This window comes from Anabaena sphaerica FACHB-251 (genome assembly GCF_014696825.1).
In the GTDB taxonomy this organism is placed as follows: Bacteria; Cyanobacteriota; Cyanobacteriia; order Cyanobacteriales; family Nostocaceae; genus RDYJ01.
Window position 1 is genome coordinate 200,398 of sequence record NZ_JACJQU010000006.1, and the last position, 26,687, is coordinate 227,084.

The following is a 26,687-nucleotide window of genomic DNA, read 5'->3' on the forward strand; positions in this document are numbered from 1 at the left end:
TCTTGATAGTCTATTTCTTTACCTTTTTTTTGATATACAGCACTTTTCTTTTTAAAGTACCACACCTCAATACCTACAAGGTTTATGGGACAACGGGTCTAGGATTTCATTTTGTACCAAATTGTTACACAAAATGCTGTATATTTGCGGCTGTTTGGAAATCTTTAATTGCACCCTGCTTATCTCCTAATATAGAACGCTTTGTTAGGATCAATCTTGATAGCCTGAGTGTAATCCTCAATAGCACCCTGCTTATCTGCTAAATCATCACGGGCATTTCCTCGGATGAAGTAAGCTAAGGCCAAGTTAGGATCAATCTTGATAGCCTGAGTCCAATCCTCAATAGCACCCTGCTTATCTCCTAGATAATAACGGGCAAGACCTCTGTAAAAATAAGCATCTTTATTATTTGGTTTCAGTTGCAATACTTGAGTATAATAAGTAATAGCATTGTGATAATCTTCTTTCTCAAGACACTCATTACCCAGTCGCATATATTCGTCAGCTTCAGAAGATGTCAAACTCTCTAAATAGCTGCGTAAACCCCCAGAATAAGGCAATTCATCTATTCCCACCAAGGCTTTACCAGCAGACAAAGTAATCATATTTGTTGGTAAAAATCCCGCCAAAATCAGATTGTATTCAGCCTGAGCCTCGCTGACTTCTTCTTGAATTAAAATACAAACTAGAACAGAATTTTTTTCAATTTCTTCTTGACTAATTGACCATTGAATTTTATCAAAGTTGCCATTACGGGCTTTAACCTGAATACCAATTGATGAGTCAGAAGTTAAGGTAAAATCAACTTTTCCATCACCACCAATGTGCTTTTCATAGTCAACTTCCGTGACAAAATCAGCTAAACGGGATTTAACAACTTCCTCACCCAACTTCCCCTTCATGTTGTTGATAAAGTAATTTTGGGGATCATTTGGTTTATACTTTCTGATCATCTCCCAGCAAAAATTTCGTAATGGCTTTGATCTCTCATCAGAAATGACAGTTAATTCACTATGCTGACCTTTTTCGTCCCAATGGAGTAATTTAGCAGATTTAAGTCTTTGAATAAAATCAGTCTGTTGTGCCTTGAGTGGTGTTGTCCAGTCCATATTGGTTTAAATTTACTCTAGCGATATTTTTAGATAGAATGTGAATAAGAAAATTTAAGCCTACAGATGCAACACCTCAAGAGATTGGATAGGTAATTGCTCAAGTAGGGTAAATTTGTAAGGGTTAAAATTTATCCACAACAGTTGTTTGAACAGTGGATCTAATTGCATAATTAACTCCTGAGCAATCAATTAGAATACACGGCATAGGCTCAAATAACCACAATTCTAAATCCGAACGCGCTATGCTAAAAGCAATAGTTTCTTTATCTGCAAGTGTTCTGAGAGAATCTGTAGCTTTTAATTGTAAGTAAATTTGACCGTTTTCAATTTCACTATTTATATTATATGTGAAAAGAATTAAATCAAACCCATAATCATACTCAACTCTTTCTACGGAATAACCACATAAAAACACATATCGTTCAACATGATTTACGCTCAAATCTGCTATTATATGTTCTCTAGGTCGTTTCTTTTTTGCCATTAATTAACTTTACCTAAACCTTGGTGAATTATACTGAAAAAATACAGATATTGTTTCAGGTTTCTACTGCAACGGCAAAGCATAATTGTAAAACTCTTCATTCTTAATGTAATCTCTTGCTTCATAGAGTTTTTGCGCGGTTATGTTAGAAATTTGAGTAGATAAAATTACTCTAACTGCTCCACTCTGTTTTGCGTATTCTTCTGCAACACTCATTAATAACTTTGCAATTCCCCTCCGACGATATGACTCTTCCACATACAAATCGTTCAATATCCATACTCGTTTCATCGACACTGAAGAAAAGCTGGGATAAAGCTGAGTAAATCCAACTAATTCCCCATTGTCAGTAGCTGCAAATACTACTGAGTCATTATTCTCAAAACGTTCTTTGAGAAACTTCTTGGCCGCTTCAAGGTTTGATGCCTGATTGTAAAAAATACGATACCGATCAAATAGGACTGAAACACTTTCAAGATGATTAATATTAGCTAAGAAAATTTCCATTGAGTCTCCTCATCACTTCTATACAGTTTATACCTATGATGTAGCAAGCTGTAAACATCGAGAAACAAAACAGGGTCTTGACTTTTAGCAGAAATATGTAAAACTAATATTTAGATAAACTAAATATTTGAAAAAGGAAGTAAATCCTACTCGTGACGAAACTTACGGGAAGAATAGAATCTGCGGAAATACCTGCACAAGTTCCAAAGTCAGTAATATTGCAAACCTTGGAACTGACGCGCCGCTTTGAAAAATCAACAGCCGTTGATACTTTAAATATATCCGTTGCATCTGGAGAAGTTTTTGGTTTACTCGGTCCCAACGGTGCGGGAAAAAGTACAGTAATTAAGATGTTAACAACCTTGCTACCAGTCAGTAGCGGGAAAGCATACTTAGCCGGTTATGATGTGACTCGTCAACCTGATGCAGTCAGAAGAGTCATAGGTTATGTACCCCAGGCTTTATCGGCAGATGGGACTTTAACAGGTTATGAAAATCTGTTAATATTCTCTAAATTGTATGATATTCCCCCTCGACGCAGAAAACAGCAAATCGCGGAAGTGCTGGAATTTATGGGTTTAGAGGATGTAGCACATCGTTTAGTGAGAACCTTCTCTGGGGGAATGATTCGGAAACTGGAAATTGCCCAAGCCATTTTACATCAACCCCAAATCTTATTTCTAGATGAGCCAACAGTCGGATTAGATCCAGTTGCAAGAACACAAGTATGGCAACTTGTACAGCAACTTCGTAGAGAATACGGTACAACCATCTTTTTAACTACCCACTTTTTAGAAGAAGCGGATAATCTTTGCAATCAAGTGGTGATTATGAACCAAGGTAAAGAAATTATCACTGGTTCACCCGCAGACTTAAAAGCCGCTATCGGCAACCCAGAAGCAACTTTAGATGATGTCTTCATCCACTACGCAGGAAATCAATTAGTATCAGGAGTGAGTTACAGTGAAACTGCAAGAACCAGACGTACCACTCAACGGTTGGGCTGAACCCAGATATAATCGCCCCAAAGGGATTTTTTCTGGCATCAAAGAACTATTTACTAAAACCCTGGTAATTACTGAATTGGAAGTGCGGAAACTCCGCCATGATCCTAGTGATTTAGTGATCAGGGCTGTGCAACCGGCTTTATGGCTGCTGATATTTGGGCAAGTATTTACCCGGACTCGCGCTATCCCTACAGGTAATTTACCTTACCTGGATTTTATGACTCCTGGTATTTTGGCTCAAAGTGCGCTGTTCGTCGCTATTTTTGCCGGGGGAATGACGTTAATTTGGGAACGTGATCTAGGTATTGTTCATAAATTTCTCGCTGCACCTATACCCCGCGCAGCCATTGTTTTGGGTAAAGGTATTGCTTCTGGTGTGCGTTGTTTTTCCCAAGTGGTGTTTATTTACCTGTTAGCTTTGTTGTTAGGTGTAAACTTAAATCACAATCCTTTGGCTTTCTTGCAAGTAGTTTTGATTGTGTTTTTAGGTGCTGGTTGTTTCTGCACTTTTTCACTCATTATCGGTTGTTTGGTAAAATCACGGGAAAGGTTTACGGGAATTGGACAATTAATCACCATGCCGTTATTTTTTGCCAGTAATGCGATCTATCCTATTTCATTGATGCCCGGTTGGTTAAAGGTCATTTCTCACATTAATCCTTTGACTTATGAAGTGGATGCTTTACGGGGTGCAATGCTGGCCAATGGCTCAAGTATCTATGGGTTCGGGTTAGATTGTACAATTCTCTTGCTAACATTAATAGGTTTAACCTACATCTGTGGCCGACTTTATCCACGGGTGGCAATGTAATCTGGAGAAAAACGATCTTATGAGTTTGGATAAACCCTCTGAAGAATGTGCCGCAAGGGTGATGGAAACAGTCCCCTTATTGATGCGGTTTATCCGAGCCGAAATGCGATCGCACAGTTCTGACTCTTTATCTATACCACAATTGCGATCACTCGCTTTTCTGAATCGCAATCCTGGTGCTTCCTTGTCTGAGGTAGCAGATCATTTAGGTGTCACCTGTGCTACAGCATCAACAACTATAGAAAAATTAGTCCAACGAAATCTGGTGCAACGGACAGATAATCCTCAAGAACGACGACGAGTAGTCCTGAATTTGACGAGAGAAGGAAAACTGCTTTTAGAGCAATCCCAGGAAAAAACTCGCGGAGAAATTGCGGAGATTCTGGAGGGTTTGACACCAGAGCAAGTATCACATATTGAATCAGGCTTGACTCTACTAAAAAATGTCTTCGAGCAAACAGAAACCAACTCACCATAACAATAAGGCTGCACAACACGATCCTTTGGCAGCCATGATATTTCGAGATTATCGGCTATTTACCATTGGGCGTGTAGTCCTCTTCACAGGTGGACAAATGCAGACCGTCGCGCTCGGCTGGGAGCTATATGAGCGGACAAATTCACCGATGGCGTTAGGTGGAATCGGTCTGGCGCAGGTTTTACCCATGATTGCCCTAACTTTGATTACGGGACACGTTGCTGATAAAAGCGATCGCAAAAAGATTACTTTATTGGCAATGCTGCTATTAATGTTTTGTTCTCTAACTTTAGCGGCTATTTCCTATTATCAAGGTGCAGTTTTTCTAATTTATGCTTGCTTATTATTAACAGGTGTAGCTAGGGCATTTCTCAAGCCTGCGGGTGATGCGCTGATGTGGCAGTTAATACCGATGAGTGCTTTTACCAATGCAGCGACTTGGAATAGTAGTAGTTTTCAATTAGCGTCGGTAATTGGTCCAGCTTTGGGAGGATTGAGTATTGCTGTTTTTAAGAGTGCGACGGGAGTATATATATTATCGGCGATCGCTGCACTATCATGTTTTTTCCTCACCGCAGCCATTAAACCCCAAAAAACCAACTTTAAGAAAGAACCAATATCCCTGAAAACCCTAGCTGCTGGGGCTGAATTTGTTTGGAATAATCAACTCATTCTCGCAGCTATCACCCTAGATTTATTTGCTGTTTTGTTGGGTGGTGCAGTGGCATTATTACCCGTTTTTGCTAAAGATATTTTGCACGTTGGGCCTGTGGAATTGGGCTATTTACAAGCAGCCCCATCAATAGGTGCATTGATTATGGCAGCATTGTTGGTATATTTGCCACCTATCCGCAAAGCTGGGCCAGCCTTACTTTGGTCTGTGGTTGGGTTTGGGATTGTGACAATTATTTTTGGGTTATCTCGTTGGGTGTGGTTGTCGTTGTTGATGTTGGCATTAAGTGGGGCGTTAGACAGCATTAGCGTGGTGATTCGTCATACTTTGGTGCAAATTCGCACTCCTGACCATTTGCGGGGTCGTGTTGCGGCTATCAATAGTGTATTTATCAGTGCTTCTAATGAGTTGGGGGGTTTTGAGTCTGGTTTGACTGCGGCTTTATTTGGACCGGTGTTTTCTGTGGTTGGTGGGGGTATTGGAACGATTTTGGTGGTGGTTGCTACGGCGGCGATTTGGCCGGAGATTAGGAAGTTGGGGGCGTTGCATGAGGATTTATAGGGGAAATAGTCTCACGCAGAGGCGCAGAGTCACAGAGAGGAAGAAGGAGTCTAAGGAATGAACTATTCATTACTTCTCTGGTTGAAAGTTGATGAATAATGAATTATATTAAAAATAATGCAATATAATATTGTGCATTATTGAGGTAATTTCATGAGTACCACGAGTTTTCGGCTTGATGATGACTTACAAGAGAAACTTGAGACCACTGCTAACCGTACTAAGCGTTCTAAAGGTTGGATAATTAATGATGCTCTTCGTCGGTATATTGAGCAAGAAGAACTTAAAGAAAGGATATTGGCAGAAACTCAAGAAGCTTTAGCTGATATTGAAGCCGGTCGTGTAGTATCAGGAGAAGAGGTGATGAAATGGTTGGAAACTTGGGGAACTGCTGCGGAAACTAAGGCTCCTTTGCTATGAAATTAGAGTTTTCGGAAAGTGCAGTTCAAGATTTGATTCGGCTACGGGAGTTTATCGCAGTTCATAATCCCAAAGCGGCAGAACGCATATCTCTGCGGCTGCGACAAGCGATCGCAAAAATTGTACTGCATCCCGATATAGGGCGTTCTATACCGGAGTTTGAAAATGTCCGTGAACTTGTAGCTGGTGATTATGTTGTGCGATATTTACGTCTTGAGGATGCGATTTTTGTATTAAGAATATGGCACGGTAAGGAGTTTCGTGATTTTGGGTAAAAACTGAAACTAGATAGAGACTATACGGGCTTTTTATGCGAAAGTTAATCCAAGTATTTTGGAAGTCTCTGCTCTACCTTAGTAAGTATGGCGTTGTTGGTCAATTTCTGCAAATATTTCTGTTAAATCTGGTTGATTTTTCCACGTGCCAAATAAGTTATTTAATTTAGCTAATCTTTCCTCTTCTGTTAAATGTAGTTTTGGTTTTGGTATTTGCTTTTCAATAAATTCTAAGTCAATTATTATTTCTGTTCCATCTGGAATGTTATTAATTTGTTCTAATAACTCAATATTTTGACCGCGTTTTATTCCTCTAACCTTCATGTTGATTTATCCTCATAATCTGATTATTTATTCTTGCAGCAATGCTTGAAAACGTTCATCATTGCGGATATTGTCATTAGAACTAATTGCTAAAATACCCACATTTCTATTTTTGTAATCTTGTCCTAATTTTGCTAATTCAAATTTGATATGTTGCACAAAAGGACAATGACGACTAACAAATATAACTACTAATACTTTTTTATCAGCAAAATTTGCCAATGAAATCGTTTTACCTGAAACCACATCTGGGAGAGAAAAATTTGGTGCTAAAGTTCCCAAAGGTAACATTGTCGAAGGTGTTAAAGCCATAAAATAAACGTCCTTTAATTTTCCAATTACAATTATTTAATGCTTTTAAACCTAAAACCTCTCTCCAAACCTCTCTCCTACAAGGAGAGAGGCTTTGATTTCCCCCCTTCCCTAAAAGGGAAGGGGGTTAGGGGGTTAGGTTAAGCTGCTACAAGATTGGGAATATATGCCGCAGAATCTCCTTTAATGGCTTGACTATATTTACCGTCAATACCTAAAGGAAGATCACCAGCAATGGTTACACGCTGCACACGACGGGGTTGATCTCCATAATCAGCAACGGCATAATGTTGAGTAGCGCGGTTATCCCAAAACGCTACATCCCCAACTTGCCAACGCCAACGCACTGTATTCTCAGGTCGTGTAATATAAGATTGCAACAAGCGAATAATATCGGCTGATTCAGTGGGAGATAAACCGCAAATTTGACGCACAAAACCACCAATAAACAAACCTTTTTCCCCAGATTCAGGGTGAATTCTCACCACTGGATGCAAGGTTTCATACACTGTTGAAGTAAAAACATCTCGGTAAGATTTCACTTCTTCAGGTATATCAAAAGCTGTGGCATAATCATAAGCATTGCTATGTACAGCCCAAAGTTTGTCAGCTAAATTACGCAAATGCTCCGGTAAATCTTGGTATGCAGTCACCGAATTTGCCCAAATAGTATCCCCTCCTGCTGGGGGAATTACCAATGCCCGCAAGACCGAGCCAAGGGGCGGACGATCTACAAATGTAACATCGGTGTGCCAGTTATTCGCACGGGCAACAGTGCGGCTATAATCTAAATCCAATACTTCTGGATGTCCAGGAAGTGATGGAACTGTGGGATGTGCAGTAGTGATTTCACCAAAACGACGCGCAAAATTTATTTGTCCATTAGCATCAAGTTCTTGTCCACGGAAGAAAATAACTTTATATTGAACCAAAGCTTTTCTAATTTCGTTGATGATTTCATCACTGAGATTTTCAGCTAGATTAACACCTTTAATTTTTGCACCGATGCGTCCAGCAATGGGTTTAACTTCTATGTTTTGATAACTCATAAATCTGTGTTCTCAAGTTAGGAATAGTTAAATGCAGCGTTTGACTAAGCAGCGACAGGCACAGGAGCAGCAAATTTAGCATATCGCTCAATATAGAACTCTTTGGAGTGAGCGATCGCCTTTACAGATTCACGTTCTTTAAGCGCGTGTTTCCACTGTTTCAAACGAGTGAATTCAGCAGGGATACCAAAGCCACGATAATGTTTAAGAGCAGCCCATCTTTCAAACCAGGGGAAAAAGGTAAAATCAACCAAACTGATAGATTCACCAAACCAGTAGGGACCATCTCCCGAAAGTTTTCCTAAACCTTCATTTTCAATAAATTCTAGATGTTTGTAGAGTTCTTGTTTAGCTTCTTCTTGTTTTTGGAAATCTGGACTGCGTAACAGAGTAGAAAAAGCAGGAACTAATCTAGTATTAGCAAAATCTATCCAAATTCGAGCCTGAGCTTTTGCAATGGGGTTACTAGGTAAAAGCGGTGGGTTAGGAAACACTTCATCCAGATATTCATTAATAACTGCTGATTCCCAAATTCGATTTTCCCCATGAGTAATTGCAGGTACTTTTCCATAGGGAGAAACTTTTGTAAAACCTTCTGGTTTATTCTGCAAATCAATTTCAATCAAATCAAAATCAATACCTTTTTCTTGAAGTACCAAGCGGGTACGGTGAGCATAAGGACAAACAACCGCACTATAAATCTTAATGTCAGCCATGTTTAAATTCCTTAGTAAATGAGGATTTGTGTTTGGGAAATTTGTTGACATCAAAAACCCAAATCTTAAATAGACATCTGGTGGTAATTTAATGTGCGTGGTTTGAAACCCTTGTAGAGACGTTCCGGCGGAACGTCTCTACCATATTTCCGGAGAGGTCTATTGAGTTTCTGCAAAGGTTGAAAACTATATAAACTTACACAAATGCTTTCTCACACAGTCCTTTTCGACCTAGATGGAACTCTAACTGATCCTAAACTGGGGATTACTCGCTGTATTCAGTATGCCTTATCGGAGCTTGGTTATAAACCACCAGATGCTAATGAATTGCATTGGTGTATTGGACCACCACTGAAAAGTAGTTTTTCCCAGTTATTGCAAACCTCTGATGACACATTGCTGGAGGAGGCAATTTTACTCTATCGTAGTCGCTTTTCTACAATTGGGTTATTTGAAAATTCACTTTATTCGCAAATTCCCGAAACCCTAAAAATTATTCGTGCTGCTGGTTATCAGACTTTTGTAGCCACTTCTAAACCTCAGATTTATGCTACGCGCATTATTGAATATTTTGATTTAGCACCTTTGTTTGATGGTGTTTATGGTAGTGAGTTAGATGGTAATAGAAGTGTGAAAGGTGATTTAATTTCCTACATTATAGACATCGAAAGCCTTTTAACTTCTACTGTCGTTATGGTAGGCGATCGCTCTCATGATATCATCGGAGCTAAGAAAAATAATATTGCTTCAATTGGTGTGACTTATGGCTATGGAAGTAGGGAGGAATTGGAAACTCATAAAGCTGATTTAATTGCTGATTTTCCAAAGGAAATTCCTACATTACTGCCTTTGATTTGATTAAGATAGCAAATTTAAACCTATTTATTAACAGCTAATTCCTAGCTTAAAATCTGAAGTTTAGTTTCATCAAATACCAAACCTCGACGGGCAAAATATTTATGAATGTTGATTTGTACAAATAAATCTTTGAGTTCTTCGGCAATTTCAGATGGAGGATTTCCTGATAAAGCAGTTGTAATTAAACGTTCTGCAATGTGAATTTCTCCACAGTCAATTGCTAGGGTTGCGGCACTACGATACAATATTGAACGAGTTGGTTCTGCTGCAAAATTATTTGTTATTAATTCTGCGGCTAATCGTTCTTTTTCAAATGCTTGTCGGGATAATTGGGAAGCTAAATCTAAGTTATTTCTAAGTTTAGCAACTTGTGCCATTTCGGCTAAATCCATAGCTTGTTGATGTAACTCTTGAATCTGACTCATTTTTTTACTATGAACGCTAAAGGATTACTAAATTCAACTACCACGATGTAAGCTGGGAGTGTGCCATCTGTGGGGCTGACTTGCTCAAGTTTCTGTTTAATTCTAGCTTTTATTCGGCTGTCGTCGCCTTTACGGATACCGGAAACTTCCAACCGCACTGCATTTTGAAATGGCAACTCATTGTTATCGCCTTTTTGACCTAACCAATAATCAAATCCTGTTCCTCTGCGAGAGCGTTCAATAACTGTATAGTCCGTAAGTTCTTGTATAATTAAAAAAGCAATTCCATAAGCTGCCTGTTCTGTAGTATATTCGCTATCGTTCCAACAGCGTAGCATTTGGTCTGTTACCTCTTGCCAATATAGTTTAAAAACAGAGGTAAACTCTCCTTTGACTGTGAGTTCTATACCCTGAATATAACCTTGATTGTTTAAACAAACAGCACAGGCTTCTGCTAATGTTGCACCAAAGGCTGGAGTAATAGCGGGTAATCCTTGTTCAAGTTTGGTAATTACCAATTCTTTCGAGTTTGAATTCATCAGTTAATGAAGATTTTAGTCTTGTTGACAGCATATCACACTTATGTTAGTATAATTAAGTTTATATGTTTAGGTATAAAATATGTCAGAAAATAAAGAAGAACGTTTGGATATTGCAAAAAAATTCAAAGAGATAATACAAGAGATTGACCCAGAAGATTTGATACAGTTTATTGATGATAATTGGACTTTGAATTTAATAGATATAATAGATAGTCTTTGTGAAAAAGGAAGAAAAAAGAATTTACAGTTGGAAGATGAAGTAACTAGACTGAGTTTAGAAGTAACATATAGAAATTCAACAGATTCTAAAGAATAGAAATTAAAAAGTCCTCTAATACTCTCTTGTTTAATGAATTATTAAAAAACTGTAAAACGCTTGCGGTAAAGCAATTTTATTTTTGATACCACAAGCGGTTTTTTATTTTTTTTCTCATCGCTAATATTTACCCTTACTATAAAATCAATGGACAATTTTTCTGTTTTGATACAAACAAATATTTTATCTTCTACATTACGTAGTATAGCAAGTCTAAAAAATCTTCTTATTCCACCACTGATTGTTATTTATTATTTGTTGAAGTTCATTTATCTCTTCTTGCAATTTTCTGACCTTATCATCTCTAACTGATTTTTTAGATAATATTTGTATAGCTAATTGAAATTCAGAAATAGCATTCTTATATTTTTTCAGACTTTTGTAGATGTTACCCTTCAAGATATAGGCATCAGAATAGCCACGATTTATTTTTACTAACTCATCAAGACTTTCTATAGCTAGGTTCATATCGCCCTTGCTAGTATATGCCCATGCTCTCATATAATAGCTATCACAGTACCCAGGGAATTTTTGAATTACAGTGGTATAATCATCTATCGCTTGATTATAACCTCATATTTGGTTGATCCTGTCAATGCGTAAGTCCTAATTTCTTTGTTTTCTACCTAGTTCTAGTTTAGCAAAAATCTAAGCCTTCGTAAGTTGGGAAAATTATTTTCATTTATTCAATACCTGTACTGTGGAGTTTTCATACTTATATTTTAAGCTACTTTGCTTTTACTCAATAGTTAAATACAAGTACGTTTGTCCTATATATTTTATTCAAATTGAGCGATCGCGTTCTGCCCACCAGAGGCGAGATCGCCCACTCTGCATACCCTTAGACTCATCAAATACTTAGAATCTCTAACAATTAGCTGCCAACAAATTTAGTTCACCATATTTTTTCTTAAAAGGTACTTGCTTTTTCATGAGAGTTATGAGATTCTACTATTAATCTACGATAAACCAATCGAGATATAGTAGTTTAATCGGCAACCCACCACTAACACTAATGCCTACAACTATGGCTAAGGAGTTGAAAAAGCTTTCCCAACAAATAAATATGCAGTAGTCACATTGATATATATGACAACTGCCATACCAGAAAATTTTTATCATCCTATATCCATGTAGTAAAAAATATTACTTAGATTCTGATATGGGCAAACAACAAAAACAACTAAGACTTGGTGCATTTTTACCCGGAGCAGGTCAGCACGTAGCAGCTTGGCGACACCCCCAAGCACAGAGTCATGGCGCTCTCAACTTTGAGCATTATAAACAGATAGCTCAGACAGCCGAGCGTGGTAAATTCGACGCATTTTTTCTCGCCGACGGTTTAGCCTTACAACATCGTCCTGGTGCAGAAGGTCGTACAGCCTTCGGTGGAGACTTTGAACCCGTCACCCTATTTTCAGCTTTGTCTGCGGTGACAGAAAAGATTGGTTTTATCGCCACTGCCTCTACCACCTATGAAGATCCGTATATTCTCGCACGCAAATTTGCTTCCTTAGATCATATTTCTGGGGGACGAGCCGGCTGGAATGTGGTGACAACAGGTAGTAGTGAAGCCGCCGGGAATTTCGGTCTAGAAGCCCATCCTATTCATGCAGAACGGTACATCCGCGCCCACGAATTTATTGATGTAGTCAAAGGTCTTTGGGATAGTTGGGAAGATGACGCTTTTGTCCGTGATAAAGAAACAGCTTTTTACTACGACCCCAATAAAATACATCAACTTAACCATAAAGGCAGATTTTTTTCTGTACGCGGACCATTAAACATCGCCCGTCCGCCCCAAGGTTATCCTGTAATTGTACAAGCAGGTTCTTCTGAAGATGGTAAAGAACTGGCTGGTAAAACTGCCGAAGTTATATTTACTGCTCAACAAACCCTAGAAGATGCTCAAGCCTTCTATGCAGATGTTAAAGGTAGATTAGCAAAATATGGACGTACTCCGGATCAACTCAAAGTTATGCCCGGTGTTTTTCCAGTGGTGGGACTAACAGAAGCAGACGCAAAAGCCAAATATCAGGAATTACAAGATTTAATTCATCCCCAGGTTGGTTTAGCTTTATTACAAGGACTGATAGGGACGGATCTTTCTGCCTATCCTCTGGATGAACCACTACCAGATTTACCAGAAACCAATGATAACAAAAGCCGCCAGGCCTTATTAATTGATATTGCTCGCAAACACAATTTTACCATTCGAGAGCTTTATCAATGGATTGCGGGAGCGCGTGGTCATTGGACAATTATCGGGACACCAGTACAAATTGCAGATCAACTAGAAAGCTGGTTTGTCAATGATGCTGCTGATGGCTTTAATATTATGCCTCCTTATCTTCCTGGTGGATTAGATGATTTTGTTGATTTAGTAATTCCTGAATTACAACGTCGGGGATTGTTCCGTACTGAGTATGAAGGTACAACTTTGCGTGAAAATTTGGGGTTATCTCGTCCAGTTAATCAATTTCAACAGGTATTAGCAGCAGTCTAAGTAATTGGCACTACGGAAGAAGATTTATCAATTGATAATTGACAATTGACAATTGTTTCATTCAAGGTTTAAAACCTCCCCTTTCAAGGGTAAAAAATCAAAAAATATCGTCAGCACAGACGTTAAAAGCCTACCGGAGTCCATGCAAACTATCGGAAAGTTAAGCTTGTTTAAAAGACAAGAATCTTCAATCTCACGTATTAAACCCAAGTCAAAATCAACAGCACGTTCTCCCACAGATCCCTGATTTTTTGAAAATTCATAATTTTTAGATTCTGCAATTGTTTGAGAAGTCAGGGATCTAAATTGTCTTGTAACTTTTCTAAGGAAAATATGAGTAAATATAGCAAGTTGAAAAGCTCTCCCTCCGCCGCAGTTAGAGCCAATCTCGATTATCCTGTCATTGATACTGATGTTCACACTAATGATTTTACTCCTGCCCTTGAGGATTATATTGCTCACTACGGCGGTGTGAAACTAGTAGATGAATTACGCAAAGCTGAATCTTCTCGTCTTAATCCCAAGAGTGAAGGTAAAGACTGGTATCAACAAACCCCAGAAGAACGTCAGAACAACCGCACAATTCGCTCCCCTTGGTGGGCTAGAGTTACCCGCAATACTTTAGATTTAGCTACCTATACTCTCCCTGCATTACTTTATGAACGTCAAGCGGAGCAAGGATCAGACTATTCGGTATTATTTCCCAATAATGCCTTAGCTGCGGCTGGTGCAAGTAAGGAGAATCGTCAATTATTGCAACGGGCGATTAATCACTATCATGCCGATATTTACCGCAAATATAGCGATCGCCTAACTGTAGTAGCTGGTATCCCCATGACTACTCCCCAAGAAGCGATTGAAGAGTTAGAATTTGCAGTAAAAACACTGGGGTTGAAAGTTGCAAATATTCCTGGTGGTGTGAGACGGCCAATTAAGGCGATAGCTGATAAATACCCAGCCGATCAATTCCCAGAAATTGGCAAATATGCCTCTTACATTGACTTCTTTGGACTAGATAGTGAATATGACTACGATCCCTTCTGGGCTAAAGCCGTTGAGTTAGGTGTACCCATCACCACCCATTACGGTAGTCAAGGATGGACTGGACGATCCTCCATTAGTAACTACATGAACAACCATATCGGTCATTTTGCCGATGGTTCTCAAGCGTTTGCGAAAGCATTGTTCTTTGGTGGTGTAACTAGACGCTTCCCACAATTGCGTGTTGGTATGCTCGAAGGTGGTGCAGACTGGGGCGCTCACGTCTACATTCATTTGGTAGATCGTTTCTCCAAACGGAGTTTAGAAGGACTGCAAAACTATAATCCAGATTTAGCTAATCCTGATGAGTTGTTCGAGTTGTTTGCAGAGTATGGTGGAGAAATTACTCAAGGACATTCCCTCAGCAAAGAAGAATTGACTAAGAGTGTATTGGGAGCTTCTTTTAACCGTCACAGTCGTTCACCAGTGGGTAGTGAATTGGAAGATTTTGGTGCAGCAGGGATTCAATCAATTGAAGATATCCGCGATCGCTGGGTGAACAGTTTCTTCTTTGGTTCTGAATCTGATGATCGCACCATTGCAGCCGCATTCAACGATAAAGCCAACCCCTTGGGAGTCAAGCTTAACGCCATTTACTCCTCCGATGTTGGTCACTGGGATGTACCCGATCTCACCGCACCTTTAGCTGAAAGCTGGGATTTGGTCAGAGAAGGGGTAATTTCTGAAGCTGACTTCAAAGCCTATGTATTTGGCAATCCTTATAAATTCTACACCGAAGCCAACCCTGATTTCTTCAAAGGTACAGCAGTAGAATCCAAACTACCTAAGACCGAATCTCAAGTAGAGAACAAAACATTGGTAGGTGTGTAAATGACTTTGTGAGTAGCTATAGAGACGTTATATATAACGTCTCTACATTCATTTCCTAATGCTTATGTTTTGCTAACTTCAACGCCGACAAGAAGAGAATGATACCCAAAATTACATATAAGGAAGAACTTGCTACATACCTCAAAATACTGCTGCCAATAAATGCTCCCAGTATTGAACCAAAAACCATAAAAATAATGAATCTTTGCTCTGATTTCACTTCTTTTAATCTTTGCTGACTTCTATATTTATATAGACCCATGATGATTGTGGGAATGCTGATCGCCAGACTCAAACTTCCTGCTAATTTAATGTCAATTGCAAACACCATAATAATTGTAGGTATAATCAATTCACCACCTGCGACACCAAGCATACTGCTGAATATCCCAATCACAATTCCTGCCACAAAACCGATAATAATTTTGAGTAAATTTGGAAATTGCCAACTTTGAAAACTGAAAATAAAATTATGTCCAATTAATACAAAACTAATAAAAAATAGAAAACATACAACAACTCGATTTAAAGTTTTTTCGTTGATTTTCGTGGTATAGTTAACCCCAACATAAGAACCAATCAGAGAACCTGCCAAAATATTAATGATTACGGTCAGGTTTGAAAAAACATTCTCAACTCCAATAGTGCCACTCCGAAAAATGAAGGAAAAAGTGACACTAACGAGGCTGACCATGAGATTAATAATAATTGCTTGTAGGGTTCGATAGTTAAAAATGCTAACTAAAACTGGTAGGCGAAATTCTGCACCACCTAAACCAATTAGTCCACCAAGAATCCCGACTAAAGCACCCCAAGCAAACGCCCAAATATTCCGCATTTAAATCTTCACACCCATAACAAAAACTGGATTATGTGCAATTCTATAACTTTACCATTAATCCTCAAGGAAAAACTCCAGGCAAAGAGTTATATGATGTGTTAATAGTATGCGATCCTCACGTAATTGTAATAAGTGTCAAAGATATTCAACTTAAGAATACAGATGATCCAAGTGTTGATTGGAAACGCTGGCAACGAAAAGCTATTGAAGATTCAATAAAGCAGATTAGAGGTGCTATTCGATGGCTTGAACAAGCTGAGTACGTTGTTCAGAAAGACGGATCTCAGGGTTTAAAGCTTCCATTAATGAGTACAAGAATTTATCACCGTGTGGCAGTTGCTTTTGGAAAAAGTGAGCTTCTCGCTAGATGTTTCGCTTCGCTTTGTCAGTTCAATGAATGTTTTACAGTGATTGGTATGTTAATTGTATATATACGAAAACACAACTTCATAAATCTATAATATTACCAAATCATCCCCCAATTCAATATAAAACCCTTTAAAACATCTTCCCCCGAAACAGTAGCAGGAGATTCCAAAACCTCAACCTCCTTACCTGGTCTATAAATCTCCACTTGACGAGATTTACGATTAATTAATCTTCCTCAGTTAAAGCATCCCATTTTTCTAACTTAATCCAAGAAGCACTAGGAGAACGAATAGCACCATTTGGTAAAACAAAACCGACATCAGAACCAAAAACTAGACCTTGTGATTTATCATCGTTCCAATTTGCTAATTGGGAAGTTAAACCAGCATTAATATTGCTATTTATTCCACCCAATAAAGGTTTTAATATCAGACTACCATCAACATTACGTTCAAATTTGATTAATTCATTGATTTGACATAAATCAAAAAATTGATTATCTGTTATTTGAATTGATGGAGGTAGATAGAGAGTTATAAAATCCATATTTCTTCTAAACCAATGTCAACTCCATGAAAAATATCTTTAGCAGACATACATATCTATCATTATATTGCTGATTCTATAATTAGATTACCAGGAAGCGATCGCACCCCAACATCCCTAAAACAGCGATCGCATTCCCAAACCCCCAAACAGCGATTCCTACGGAGCGCTTCGCTATCGCATTTCCCAAACCTCAAAACACTGATCGCACTCCCCAAACCCCCAAACAGCGATTCCTACGGAGCGCTTCGCTATCGCACTTCCCCACATCCCCAAAATAGCGTATAGTAAAATTAGGCTTAAATCTATAAATAAGCAAAAAATGTATGTCTAATTATCAAGAATTGTTAGAGCAAGCTAAAAATTTGACTCCTGAAGAACAGCTTAAATTGGTTGAAAATTTATCTATCTTAATTCGTCAACAATTGAAAATGACATCAAAACCAAAGCGTAGTATTTTAGAGTTGCGTGGTTTAGGTAAGGAAATTTGGGGGAATATTGACGCTCAGGAATATGTTAATCAGGAGCGTGATTCATGGAATGGTTAAATAAATTACAGGGTAAAATATTAGGTTTAGATACTGCACCGCTAATTTATTTTATAGAAGAAAATCCTAGTTATTTAAAAGCTACAGATGCTTTTTTTACAGCAATGTATAGAGGTGAGTTTAGTGTTGTCACCTCGGTTTTAACTATATCAGAAGTTTTAGTTTATCCTTTACGTGCGGGAAATACAATATTAGCTCAACAATATCGTGATATTCTTTTCAATTCTCAAGGTTTAACAACTATTGAAGTTTTACCAGATATTGCTGAAAATGCAGCTAAACTAAGAGCAGATTACAATTTAAGAACACCGGATGCTATTCACATGGCTACTGCTATTTATGGAGGTGCGTCTTTTTTCTTAACCAATGATATGCGTTTACCTTCTTTACCAGGGTTAACAGTGTTGGTTTTAAATCAGTTGATGAGTTAGGTATTTTTAAATATAGCGATCGCACTCCCCACACCCCTAAACAGCGATTCCTACGGAGCGCTTCGCTATCGCACTCCCAACATCCCCAAACAGCGATTCCTACGGAGTGCTTCGCTATCACATCCCCACATAGCAAACATCTTCAAAATTAAACTTGTGATACGTGAATCAATGTTTTATAATTGTTATAAATTTTGCTACTTAAATACTAATAATCTTAGCTTTAACGCCAAAGCTTATGCTGGAAAAAACTATAAAACAACCTATTCGCTTGGTTGCATTGGATACAGAAGTCTTTGATAAAGCAAACTTTAATTTTCAGTCTAAAATCTTCCAAAAGTTAATAGAGCTAGTTAGGGCTGAAAAGATTTCTATATATTTAACTACGATTACACATCAAGAAATTAGTGAGCATATTCATAGAAAGGCAAAACAAGCAGCATCAGGTTTCAAAAAGCTCCATAAAGATTTTCGCGAACAAGCCAAAATTATCTATTATTCATCTAAATATCAAAAATTACTAAATTTAACATTGGAAGAAGAGGAACTTATGAATGAATTACGAGAACAGTTTAGTGATTTTATTGAAAAATCACAAATAGAAATACTAAGTATTAAAACTGTTTCACCAGAAGATATTTTTGCTAAATACTTTAAAAGTATTGCTCCATTTCATAATGGTCAAAAGAAGCACGAATTTCCAGATGCATTTGCTCTAGCTGCCATAGAAGAAAAGGCTAAAAAGGAAAATAGAAAAATATACGTTATTAGTGGAGACAAAGATTGGCTGGAAGCTTCTAATCAAAGTGAACACTTAATATATAAAGAAAGTATTGATAAATTGTTGGAAGATATTATAGCACAAGAAAGTGATGAAATTGATTTGTGCTACGAAATCTTTGAAGATAATCTGGAAGAGATAAAAGAAGAAATATCAAGCATTTTTATTGAGGGAGAATTTTCTCTCAGCGATGATTTTGCTTATGGCTACCTTGAGCCAGGTAGTGAGTATATAGAAGTCGTGGTAGATGTAATAAACATTATTGATAAATCCATTGTAGATATAAATAATCAAGAAGTTGAATATCCTATAATTACATTCGAGCTAAAAATTGATATTAGTTATACTGCTCATATTAGCTATGATAGTACCGAATATGCTTTTTGGGATAGTGAAGATCATGCTTATTATAATATTCAAAATGTCACAGAAAAATTAAAGCAAAAGATTGTAATATCTGTTGAATTAGAAATTCTATTATTTAGAGATGAATTACATCATTTATGTTTTAATGCTATTGAGAATGTTGATTTAGACACAAATGGATCTATTGGAACTATTGTGTTAGTAGATGAAGGATTTGAAGAGAATCAAGAGGAATTGGATTCTTGTTTTTCTCCTGATGAGTATGATGATAATTAATTCTCTAATTTATAGTGGGTTGAAATATTAAATCTCAGTTTACTTAATATAGATTAAAAAATTGACATTATGGATACCATGTGTCTATATTATATATATCACATCCATAAACCTGATGAATTATTCTTGTCATAATCCCATTTAAGAGGATTATTAATAATATATTCTCTAATGTTATCCACAGATCCATCAGCACGAATAATTTTATCAAAAAATCGCTGCTGCCAAGCAAAATTAGGATAACCATTCATCTTACACCAACGGGTGACAGCAGCTTTATATGACCTAATAATTACACTCAAAGAACCTGCTTTTGGGGACATTTTCGACAAATTTTGATAAACATCTGTATCGTCAAAATCATCACCCGATTTTGTGGAATTATCATCCACATCCGATTTTGTAGAGACGTTCCATGGAACTTCTCTACATTGGAAAATTTCTTTAGATTCAGGATTATCAATTACAATAATTCCGTGTACATGATTAGGCATAATCACATAAGCATCTATATATGTATTTTTAGAATGTTGAGGAATTTCAGCCCAAAATTTTTGTGCTATTTGACCAATTTTTGATAAATGAACTTGACCATTTACAACATCACCAAATAACCATTCACGCTCATAAGTGCATATCGTAACAAAATACCAACCGTTTTGTGAATAATCCCGATTTGGTAATCTCGTTGATTCAACTCTATATTTATTTTTGAATAATGTCATTGTTTTATATGACGTGAAAAATTGTGATTTATAAAAATGTGGGTTATGTAATTTGTAACAAATCACCTACAACATAATAAAGAAATCACCCAAAATGTAGAGACGTTCCATGGAACGTCTCTACACAATTAATGCAACGTCTCTACAAAATCGGATGATAGTTATTCTATACCCTCAATCCGATTCTCAACCTCCTGATACAACTCTCTCAACCTGTCTAAATTCTCCTCACTTGTTTCCCAATAACCGCGACCATTCACTTCCAACAAAGTAGAAACAATCTTGCGGAAAGAATGAGGATTGAGATTCATGAGACGCTTCTGCATTTCCTCATCTTTGATGAAAGTTTCGTTCGTGTCCTCATAAACCCAGTTATCCACAGCACCAGCAGTTGCACTCCAACCAGTGGTATTTACCAACCGCTTGGAAAGTTCGCGCACACCTTCATAACCGTGAGACAACATCCCCTCATACCATTTGGGGTTTAACAACTTAGTCCGCGCATCCAAACGCACAGTTTCCGATAAACTTCTCACCTGTGCATTCGCGGTAGTTGTATCTGCAATGTAAGATGCAGGTTTCTTACCATCTGCACGCAGACTTGCAACTAATTTAGTGGGGTCAGAGTCAAAATAATGGGAAACATCAGTTAAACTGATTTCCGAAGAATCAAGATTTTGGAAAGTTGCATCGGCAGTTTTCAAAGTGGTTTCAAAAATCTGCCGAGACTCATCCATCACACCGGGGTTATCAGAATTGAAGGAGAAAGATTTCCGCTTCAAATACATTTCCTGTAACTCAGCTTCACTATCCCAAGTGCTATTCTCCACCGCCAGGTTAATATTAGAAGAATAAGAACCAGAAGCATTAGAAAATACACGGGTTGCAGCTTGACGCAGATTTATGCCCATTTCCTCCGCTTGTTTCAAAGCGTGCTTGCGGACAAAATTCATTTCCAAAGGTTCATCAGCTTCAGCAGCCATTTTCACACCTTGGTCAAGCAGGTTCATTTGGTTAATGAACAGGTCGCGGAATACACCAGAACAGTTAATTACAACATCAATTCTAGGTCTTCCCAACTCTTCTAAAGGTATCAATTCCAACTTGTTCACCCGTCCCAAAGCATCGGGAACAGGACGCACTCCCACCATCCACATAATTTGGGCGAGGGATTCACCGTAGGTTTTGATGTTATCTGTACCCCAGAGGACACAGGCGATAGTTTCTGGCCAGTTGCCATCATTTTCCGACTTATTCCGTTCTAACAACCTATCAACGACGATTTTCGCAGATTGAACGGCGGCGGAAGTGGGGATAGATTGGGGATCTAAGGCGTGTATATTTTTACCTGTGGGTAATACGTCTGGGTTACGGATGGGGTCGCCACCGGGGCCCGGTAGGATGTATTCACCGGCTAAACCTTGGAGAAGTCCACCGAGTTCGTTATCTGCACAAACTTGTTTTAAGCAGAATTCCAAATATTCAAACAGGGGTTTTAACGCAGAGGTGTCAACGTTGTTAAAACCTGATTGATACAGAGATTCTACCCAAGGTTCTTTTTTACCCATGTTGAAGAAATTCAACTTGGAAACCAGGGAAACTCTACCTTCTGCGTCAATTTGTTCTTGGACTAATGCTGTAACTGCTGCACGGGTAGCGAGGGTGATATCTTGTAATAGTTGCACATCTGCCAAAATGCCGGCATCGTTACTTCTGTAGATATCTTCAATGTTGCGTCCCAGACTTCTAGCGATAATGCTGGGTAGACCGATGATATTATCTTCTTCACGATCTAAACTAGCAATATTTACCAAAGTTGCGATCGCTTCTTCGGCAGTAGGAGGTTTACCAATTATGTGCAGTCCACAAGGTAACAAGCGCGATTCAATCTCCATCAACCGCCGATAAACGCTACCGACAATATTATCCCGTTCTTCCGAGGACATATCCTTAGAATCGGTTTCTGGTAACTCAATATCCTTGTCTAAGTTGACAATACGGCATTTATCCATGATGGAATTGACAATAGAAACGCCGCGTCCCGTGTCTTTCAAAGTTTGGTAAGAAGCAATTAACTCGCTGAGTTCCTTCAAACCTTTGTATAAACCAGCATTTTCCGCAGGTGGTGTCAGGTAAGAAATTGTTTCGGCATAACTGCGACGTTTGGCAATTGTGGCTTCACTGGGGTTATTCGCTGCGTAATAATACAGATTCGGAATTGAGCCAATTAGTTGATCTGGGTAACAATCACCAGACATTCCCATTTGCTTACCGGGCATAAATTCCAATGAGCCATGTGTCCCAAAGTGTAACACAGCATCAGCGCCCCAAATCCGTTCTAGGTAGGTGTAATAAGCTGCAAAACCGTGGTGAGGACTTGCGGAACGGGAGAATAACAACCGCATGGGGTCGCCTTCATAACCAAATGTTGGTTGGACACCAATAAATACATTACCAAATTGTTTCCCGTAAATCAACAGATTTTGTCCATCGCTGTTTAAGTTTCCGGGAGGTGGTCCCCAGTTTTCTTCTAAGCGTTGGGAGTATGGTGTCAGTGCTTCATATTCTGGCACGGACATTTTGTATGCGATGTTGAGTTCAGGACTGTTGTATTGTGCTTGTGCGTCGTGGATGACTTGTTCTAGCAACTCTTGGGGAGTTTCGGGAATGTCCTGCACGTCGTAACCGTTATTTCTCAGTCCTTTCATGACTTCATGGATAGAACCGAATACGTCTAAATATGCGGCTGTTCCTACGTTTCCTTTATCGGGTGGGAAGCTGAAAACGGTAATAGCGACTTTTTTGGTTAATTTGGGTTTACGGCGCAGATTTGCCCATTTTAACGCTCTTTGGGCGACTATTTCGACTCGATCTTGTAAAGCGATCGCTTTCCCAGTTGCCCCATCTTTACCTGATAATATAATCGGCTCAATTGCCCCGTCAAGTTCAGGTATAGCAATCTGTAAGGCTACTTGAATAGGATGTAACCCCAAATCGCTATCTAGCCATTCTTCGGTAGTTTGGAAGACCAAAGGCAACGCCACCATGTAGGGACGGTTGAGGCGTTTTAATGCTTCAATAGCTTTAGGATGATCTTGTCTAGCGGGTCCACCCACTAAAGCGAAACCAGTTAAAGATACTACCGCATCTACTAACTGTAATTTAGTTGTTGGTTCATAGAAGTAACTTTCTATTGGTTTAGAGAAATCCAAACCACCAGCAAACACAGGCAGAACTTTTGCCCCTAATGATTCCAATTCCTGGACAATTGCCACATAATGGGCATCATCGCCGGTCACTAGGTGAGTCCGTTGTAAAACCAAGCCTACACATGGTGCAAGGGGGTCTTTGAGATTTCGGGAAATATCCCTGCGGACAGCATACCAGTTTAGATATTCTCGCACATCCTCGAACATACTCGGTGCTAAGGGATGCCAAATACCCATATCGGGATAAACAACTGGTGCTTGATAGTCAGCAGCAGCTAATTTTTGTCTGTCTTCGCCTTTTAATACATATTTATCAGCCAGCATCAGCAAGAAGTTTTCCAGGTTTTCCGCTGAACCACCTAGCCAATACTGAAAACTGAGCATGAAGTTTCTCGCATCTTGTGCTTTTTCCATGGGTAGGAATTTCAGCACTTGGGGAAGTGTCCGCAATAACTTCAACATTCCGTCTTGGAAACCAGCGCCAGATTTCTCTTTACGCTTCTTCATGAAGTTGGCAATAACGCTCTTGGATTGTCCTAACTGCGCCAAGGAGAAGCTACCCATTTTATTCAGGCGCATCACTTCGGGCATGGAGGGGAAGACAACCGCTACATCTAGGTTATCACGATGGGGTTCAACGGCGGCAACTACTTTCTGTGCTAAGTCTTCTATAAAAATCAGAGAAGCAATGAATATATTAGCACTGGCTATATCACGTTTCAACTCCTCATAGTTTTCAGAGTTGCGTAGTTCTTCAATCAAGTATCCACTGATTTCAATCGCTAGGCTGGGATGATGGGCGTTAATTTCCCGTACCGCTTGAGATAAAGAACTCTGGTATTGAGACTCAAGTACAACATAAACGACTTTAATCAGATTGCGTCCGCGTAAATCGTCAGGTGCTATATGTCTAATTGTGGACTTGACCTGGGTGAACATTCAGATAAGCTCCTTTGAGGCGTGTTCTCGGAAGTTCATCACGGCTAATGCCGGTTTTCTCTTCCATTTTCTTCGGCAATTAAGAGTTTTTTACCAGAAAACTCTGACTCAGTGGGGGTTTTCTCCCCGAACTGAAACAAAATGATATAAAAAACGTAATCATTTTTGACAAATCTTAACAAATAACTAACATTCTCTCAGGTTTTTGTAAATTCTGTTTACATTGATATTCTGTTATTTAACTATATGGTTGTTTAATGGGTGTGGGGAAGGGTAGGGGTTTGTATGAAAATGAACCACGTTCCCGTAGCGTCCCGTAGGGATAGGCACGAAGAACACGAAGGAAGAAGAGAGGAAGGAAGAGGAACTAACCGCAGAGGCGCAGAGGCGCAGAGGACGCAGAGGTAAGAGAGTTCAAGAGAGTTTTTATGTAGGGTTTAATTTTCTCTGTTAAATACTCCATATAAAGATATAAAAAATCGGATTAATCATATAAAATAAGATATAAGATAGTTAAATTTTCTACCTAAATATTCAATGAGGATATGACTATGAATGCTTTAACTGTCAATTTAGAATCAGTAATAGAAATGACTGATGAGCAGTTTTTTAAGCTATGTCAAAAAAACCGGGAATTGAGATTTGAAAGAACAGCTAATGGGGATTTAATAATTATGCCACCAACGGGAGGAGAAACAGGAAATCGTAATGCGGGTATAACTGCTCAACTTTGGATTTGGAATGAACAAAATAAACAGGGTATAGTTTTTGATTCTTCTACTTGTTTTAAGTTACCAAATGGTGCAGACCGTTCTCCTGATGCTTCTTGGCTCAAGTTAGAAAGATGGGATGTTTTGACTGATGACGAAAAACAAAAGTTTCCTCCTATTTGTCCTGATTTTGTAATTGAGTTACTTTCTCCTAGTGATAGTTTGAAAACTACACAGGAAAAGATGAAGGAATATATAGATAATGGTGTGGGTTTGGGTATATTAATTAATCGGAAATCTCGTCAAGTGGAGATTTATAGACCAGGGAAGGAGATTGAGGTTTTGGAATCTCCTGCTACGGTTTCGGGGGAAGATGTTTTAAAGGGTTTTGTTTTGAATTTGGGGATGATTTGGTAAAATCATATAGGTATTTATTTAACCAGGTAAATGATTGTTGGTAATTTCAAAAACTTCATCTTTTGTAAAAAAAAAGTTGGTAAATGCAGGGTCTTTAGGTGATTTTCATAATCTCTAACTTAACAATTTTTACTTAGATATACAAAGCCTATTGTTTCGAGTTGATTCTACTATATGGAAGTTACTTTCCTCATTTCTATTCATCATTTGGAAATTCAAGGTAATCTAGGTCGTGGCGACAAGATTGATGATTTCACATTTTTATCTAATGATATTAATACCCTTAAAAAAATAATTCCTTCTGAATCCATTCCCATAATAGGAAAGTTAGAGTATGAGTCTCTTATGGACTCAAAACCATATGTTTACTCGGTTGAGAAATTACCTGAAGGTGTAAGTCCTCAAGAATTTCTTGTTCATAAGCTCTACTGTGTTCAATCACTCCTATCAGCGATATGGTTCTACGAAGATAATAATGTTGATTTTGAAATAGGTTTTTTGTTTTATGTAGTTGATGGAAGGCTAGGGGTAAGTAGTAATTTTCTAGCTACAAAGTACACAACATCTTCGGGGAAACAGAAAACATTAATTTTAAATCGGGATAAACTGAGGAGTATTAGACAGTTTTATCGAGAACACTTGGGTTCTGAGGGAGAATTATTTGGACATCCCTATTCAACTCAGTTAGTAAAAGGTAGAGCTAGAACGGCTCTAGCTTTGTATCACATTACAGGTGCTAGATTTGATCCTGATGTTGGATTAAAGGTGTCAAATTATTGCTCGGCTCTTGAGGCACTATTTTCAACCAGCCAAGCTGAGTTAGCTCATCAGCTTTCTGAAAGATTAGCTTTTTTTATTAGCACTTCAAGTGAGGAGAGGCTTAACATTTACAAACAAACTAAACAAGCATACACGGTGAGATCCAAAATAGTACATGGATCGACTATAAGGGAAAATGATATTGATAAAGTCAAGGAGTTATCTGAATTTTGCGATACCTCACTCAGAAAAGCTATGAATAAGATACTGTCTAGTCCTGATTTAAGAGCGATAATTGATGGCAGTCCTGAGAAACTTGATGCATATATAGTTGATCTTATTTTTGGTATTATTCAGTAAAAAGTTCAAACTGATTGGATCTATGGTTCGTTATTTCTTAAACTAGGAATTTTACAGATTAATCAATAATCAAGAATTGGTTTGTGGGAAATTGGAGATTATTTTTGTCAGAATCAGGATGTCCAGGATTAAAGGATTTTCAGGATATTATTTAATGATAGT

Annotated in this window: 28 protein-coding genes and 2 pseudogenes; 16 read left to right on the forward strand and 14 right to left on the reverse strand. The window is 38.3% G+C overall.

All coding sequences use genetic code 11. The annotated features are described in order from the left end of the window. Positions 1 to 179: 179 nt before the first annotated feature. The 3 genes from H6G06_RS13245 to H6G06_RS13255 all read right to left on the reverse strand — a co-directional run bounded on the left by H6G06_RS13245 (position 180) and on the right by H6G06_RS13255 (position 2,103). A complete protein-coding gene (locus H6G06_RS13245) occupies positions 180 to 1,109 on the reverse strand; it encodes a tetratricopeptide repeat protein (protein ID WP_190560773.1) in 930 nt (309 codons plus the stop codon). Between the two features lie 124 nt (positions 1,110 to 1,233). Then, positions 1,234 to 1,596 (reverse strand): DUF4365 domain-containing protein, encoded by a 363-nt coding sequence (locus tag H6G06_RS13250; protein ID WP_242039690.1) that lies wholly within the window; start codon positions 1,594 to 1,596, stop codon positions 1,234 to 1,236. A 63-nt stretch (positions 1,597 to 1,659) separates the two neighbouring features. Beyond that, the gene (locus H6G06_RS13255; RefSeq protein ID WP_190560775.1) at positions 1,660 to 2,103 is read right to left on the reverse strand and encodes a GNAT family N-acetyltransferase; all 444 of its coding nucleotides are present in this window, start codon (positions 2,101 to 2,103) and stop codon (positions 1,660 to 1,662) included. Positions 2,104 to 2,255: 152 nt separating this feature from the next. Here H6G06_RS13255 and H6G06_RS13260 point away from each other — a divergent pair, with 152 nt between their 5' ends. The 6 genes from H6G06_RS13260 (at position 2,256) to H6G06_RS13285 (ending at position 6,328) form a co-directional block, all read left to right on the forward strand. Beyond that, positions 2,256 to 3,110 (forward strand): ATP-binding cassette domain-containing protein, encoded by an 855-nt coding sequence (locus H6G06_RS13260; protein WP_190560776.1) that lies wholly within the window; start codon positions 2,256 to 2,258, stop codon positions 3,108 to 3,110. After that, positions 3,067 to 3,921, forward strand: a complete 855-nt coding sequence (locus H6G06_RS13265) for an ABC transporter permease (RefSeq protein ID WP_190560778.1) — start codon at positions 3,067 to 3,069, stop codon at positions 3,919 to 3,921. Before H6G06_RS13260 ends, H6G06_RS13265 begins: the two co-directional genes overlap by 44 nt. A gap of 19 nt (positions 3,922 to 3,940) precedes the next feature. After that, on the forward strand, positions 3,941 to 4,399 hold the full coding sequence (locus H6G06_RS13270) for a MarR family winged helix-turn-helix transcriptional regulator (RefSeq protein WP_027401245.1): 459 nt from the start codon (positions 3,941 to 3,943) through the stop codon (positions 4,397 to 4,399). After that, on the forward strand, positions 4,365 to 5,633 hold the full coding sequence (locus tag H6G06_RS13275; protein WP_190560781.1) for an MFS transporter: 1,269 nt from the start codon (positions 4,365 to 4,367) through the stop codon (positions 5,631 to 5,633). The genes H6G06_RS13270 and H6G06_RS13275 overlap by 35 nt, the downstream gene beginning before the upstream one ends. Positions 5,634 to 5,786: 153 nt before the next feature. Beyond that, positions 5,787 to 6,053: a CopG family ribbon-helix-helix protein gene (locus H6G06_RS13280; RefSeq protein ID WP_190560783.1), complete on the forward strand. Its 267-nt coding sequence runs from the start codon at positions 5,787 to 5,789 to the stop codon at positions 6,051 to 6,053. Further along, complete coding sequence (locus H6G06_RS13285) at positions 6,050 to 6,328, forward strand: type II toxin-antitoxin system RelE/ParE family toxin (protein ID WP_190560785.1); 279 nt, start codon at positions 6,050 to 6,052, stop codon at positions 6,326 to 6,328. Before H6G06_RS13280 ends, H6G06_RS13285 begins: the two co-directional genes overlap by 4 nt. A 78-nt stretch (positions 6,329 to 6,406) precedes the next feature. Here the strand turns inward: H6G06_RS13285 and H6G06_RS13290 are convergent, their stop codons facing one another. The 4 genes and pseudogenes from H6G06_RS13290 to H6G06_RS13305 all read right to left on the reverse strand — a co-directional run bounded on the left by H6G06_RS13290 (position 6,407) and on the right by H6G06_RS13305 (position 8,729). Continuing rightward, complete coding sequence (locus H6G06_RS13290; RefSeq protein WP_190560786.1) at positions 6,407 to 6,652, reverse strand: hypothetical protein; 246 nt, start codon at positions 6,650 to 6,652, stop codon at positions 6,407 to 6,409. A 72-nt stretch (positions 6,653 to 6,724) separates the two neighbouring features. Continuing rightward, positions 6,725 to 6,964, reverse strand: a pseudogene (locus H6G06_RS13295) (redoxin family protein); the annotation flags it as partial. 140 nt (positions 6,965 to 7,104) lie between these two features. After that, complete coding sequence (locus H6G06_RS13300; protein ID WP_190560790.1) at positions 7,105 to 8,013, reverse strand: TauD/TfdA dioxygenase family protein; 909 nt, start codon at positions 8,011 to 8,013, stop codon at positions 7,105 to 7,107. Between the two features lie 44 nt (positions 8,014 to 8,057). Then, positions 8,058 to 8,729 carry a glutathione S-transferase family protein gene (locus H6G06_RS13305; protein ID WP_190560792.1) on the reverse strand — a complete coding sequence of 224 codons (672 nt, stop codon included), beginning with the start codon at positions 8,727 to 8,729 and terminating at the stop codon, positions 8,058 to 8,060. 204 nt (positions 8,730 to 8,933) lie between these two features. Here H6G06_RS13305 and H6G06_RS13310 point away from each other — a divergent pair, with 204 nt between their 5' ends. Beyond that, entirely contained in the window at positions 8,934 to 9,587 is a 654-nt protein-coding gene (locus H6G06_RS13310; RefSeq protein WP_190560794.1) for an HAD family hydrolase, read from the forward strand. 41 nt (positions 9,588 to 9,628) lie between these two features. Here the strand turns inward: H6G06_RS13310 and H6G06_RS13315 are convergent, their stop codons facing one another. Continuing rightward, positions 9,629 to 10,012: a hypothetical protein gene (locus tag H6G06_RS13315; protein WP_190560796.1), complete on the reverse strand. Its 384-nt coding sequence runs from the start codon at positions 10,010 to 10,012 to the stop codon at positions 9,629 to 9,631. Continuing rightward, entirely contained in the window at positions 10,009 to 10,551 is a 543-nt protein-coding gene (locus H6G06_RS13320) for a hypothetical protein (RefSeq protein ID WP_190560798.1), read from the reverse strand. Before H6G06_RS13320 ends, H6G06_RS13315 begins: the two co-directional genes overlap by 4 nt. A gap of 82 nt (positions 10,552 to 10,633) precedes the next feature. Between H6G06_RS13320 and H6G06_RS13325 the strand changes: the two genes are divergently transcribed. Beyond that, positions 10,634 to 10,870, forward strand: a complete 237-nt coding sequence (locus tag H6G06_RS13325) for a hypothetical protein (RefSeq protein ID WP_190560800.1) — start codon at positions 10,634 to 10,636, stop codon at positions 10,868 to 10,870. 213 nt (positions 10,871 to 11,083) lie between these two features. On the opposite strand, the gene H6G06_RS13330 is transcribed toward H6G06_RS13325, so the two are convergent. After that, positions 11,084 to 11,371 carry a tetratricopeptide repeat protein gene (locus tag H6G06_RS13330; RefSeq protein ID WP_190560962.1) on the reverse strand — a complete coding sequence of 96 codons (288 nt, stop codon included), beginning with the start codon at positions 11,369 to 11,371 and terminating at the stop codon, positions 11,084 to 11,086. Between the two features lie 661 nt (positions 11,372 to 12,032). Here H6G06_RS13330 and H6G06_RS13335 point away from each other — a divergent pair. Together H6G06_RS13335 and H6G06_RS13340 are read left to right on the forward strand one after the other, a co-directional pair. Then, entirely contained in the window at positions 12,033 to 13,376 is a 1,344-nt protein-coding gene (locus H6G06_RS13335) for an LLM class flavin-dependent oxidoreductase (RefSeq protein WP_190560802.1), read from the forward strand. Positions 13,377 to 13,709: 333 nt separating this feature from the next. Beyond that, positions 13,710 to 15,248: an amidohydrolase family protein gene (locus H6G06_RS13340; protein WP_190560804.1), complete on the forward strand. Its 1,539-nt coding sequence runs from the start codon at positions 13,710 to 13,712 to the stop codon at positions 15,246 to 15,248. Between the two features lie 55 nt (positions 15,249 to 15,303). On the opposite strand, the gene H6G06_RS13345 is transcribed toward H6G06_RS13340, so the two are convergent. Next, entirely contained in the window at positions 15,304 to 16,086 is a 783-nt protein-coding gene (locus H6G06_RS13345) for a sulfite exporter TauE/SafE family protein (protein WP_190560806.1), read from the reverse strand. Between the two features lie 35 nt (positions 16,087 to 16,121). Here H6G06_RS13345 and H6G06_RS13350 point away from each other — a divergent pair, with 35 nt between their 5' ends. Continuing rightward, complete coding sequence (locus H6G06_RS13350) at positions 16,122 to 16,550, forward strand: NERD domain-containing protein (protein WP_199306686.1); 429 nt, start codon at positions 16,122 to 16,124, stop codon at positions 16,548 to 16,550. A gap of 2 nt (positions 16,551 to 16,552) precedes the next feature. Here H6G06_RS13350 and H6G06_RS13355 read toward each other — a convergent pair. Further along, positions 16,553 to 17,004 (reverse strand): annotated as a pseudogene (locus H6G06_RS13355) (Uma2 family endonuclease). A 326-nt stretch (positions 17,005 to 17,330) separates the two neighbouring features. On the opposite strand from H6G06_RS13355, the gene H6G06_RS13360 reads away from it, so the two are divergent. From H6G06_RS13360 to H6G06_RS13370, 3 genes are all read left to right on the forward strand, one after another. Further along, positions 17,331 to 17,552 carry a hypothetical protein gene (locus H6G06_RS13360; RefSeq protein ID WP_168499462.1) on the forward strand — a complete coding sequence of 74 codons (222 nt, stop codon included), beginning with the start codon at positions 17,331 to 17,333 and terminating at the stop codon, positions 17,550 to 17,552. Beyond that, a complete protein-coding gene (locus tag H6G06_RS13365) occupies positions 17,540 to 17,983 on the forward strand; it encodes a type II toxin-antitoxin system VapC family toxin (RefSeq protein ID WP_190560808.1) in 444 nt (147 codons plus the stop codon). Before H6G06_RS13360 ends, H6G06_RS13365 begins: the two co-directional genes overlap by 13 nt. A 238-nt stretch (positions 17,984 to 18,221) precedes the next feature. Continuing rightward, on the forward strand, positions 18,222 to 19,406 hold the full coding sequence (locus H6G06_RS13370) for a PIN domain-containing protein (RefSeq protein WP_190560810.1): 1,185 nt from the start codon (positions 18,222 to 18,224) through the stop codon (positions 19,404 to 19,406). A 98-nt stretch (positions 19,407 to 19,504) separates the two neighbouring features. Here H6G06_RS13370 and H6G06_RS13375 read toward each other — a convergent pair whose 3' ends face one another. Both H6G06_RS13375 and H6G06_RS13380 read right to left on the reverse strand, forming a co-directional pair. Continuing rightward, positions 19,505 to 20,131: a transposase gene (locus H6G06_RS13375; RefSeq protein WP_190560812.1), complete on the reverse strand. Its 627-nt coding sequence runs from the start codon at positions 20,129 to 20,131 to the stop codon at positions 19,505 to 19,507. A 161-nt stretch (positions 20,132 to 20,292) separates the two neighbouring features. After that, entirely contained in the window at positions 20,293 to 24,279 is a 3,987-nt protein-coding gene (locus H6G06_RS13380) for a magnesium chelatase subunit H (RefSeq protein ID WP_190560814.1), read from the reverse strand. Positions 24,280 to 24,830: 551 nt separating this feature from the next. On the opposite strand from H6G06_RS13380, the gene H6G06_RS13385 reads away from it, so the two are divergent. Both H6G06_RS13385 and H6G06_RS13390 read left to right on the forward strand, forming a co-directional pair. Further along, positions 24,831 to 25,406 carry a Uma2 family endonuclease gene (locus tag H6G06_RS13385; protein WP_190560816.1) on the forward strand — a complete coding sequence of 192 codons (576 nt, stop codon included), beginning with the start codon at positions 24,831 to 24,833 and terminating at the stop codon, positions 25,404 to 25,406. 174 nt (positions 25,407 to 25,580) lie between these two features. Beyond that, on the forward strand, positions 25,581 to 26,525 hold the full coding sequence (locus H6G06_RS13390; protein ID WP_190560818.1) for a HEPN domain-containing protein: 945 nt from the start codon (positions 25,581 to 25,583) through the stop codon (positions 26,523 to 26,525). The last annotated feature ends 162 nt before the right edge of the window (positions 26,526 to 26,687 follow it).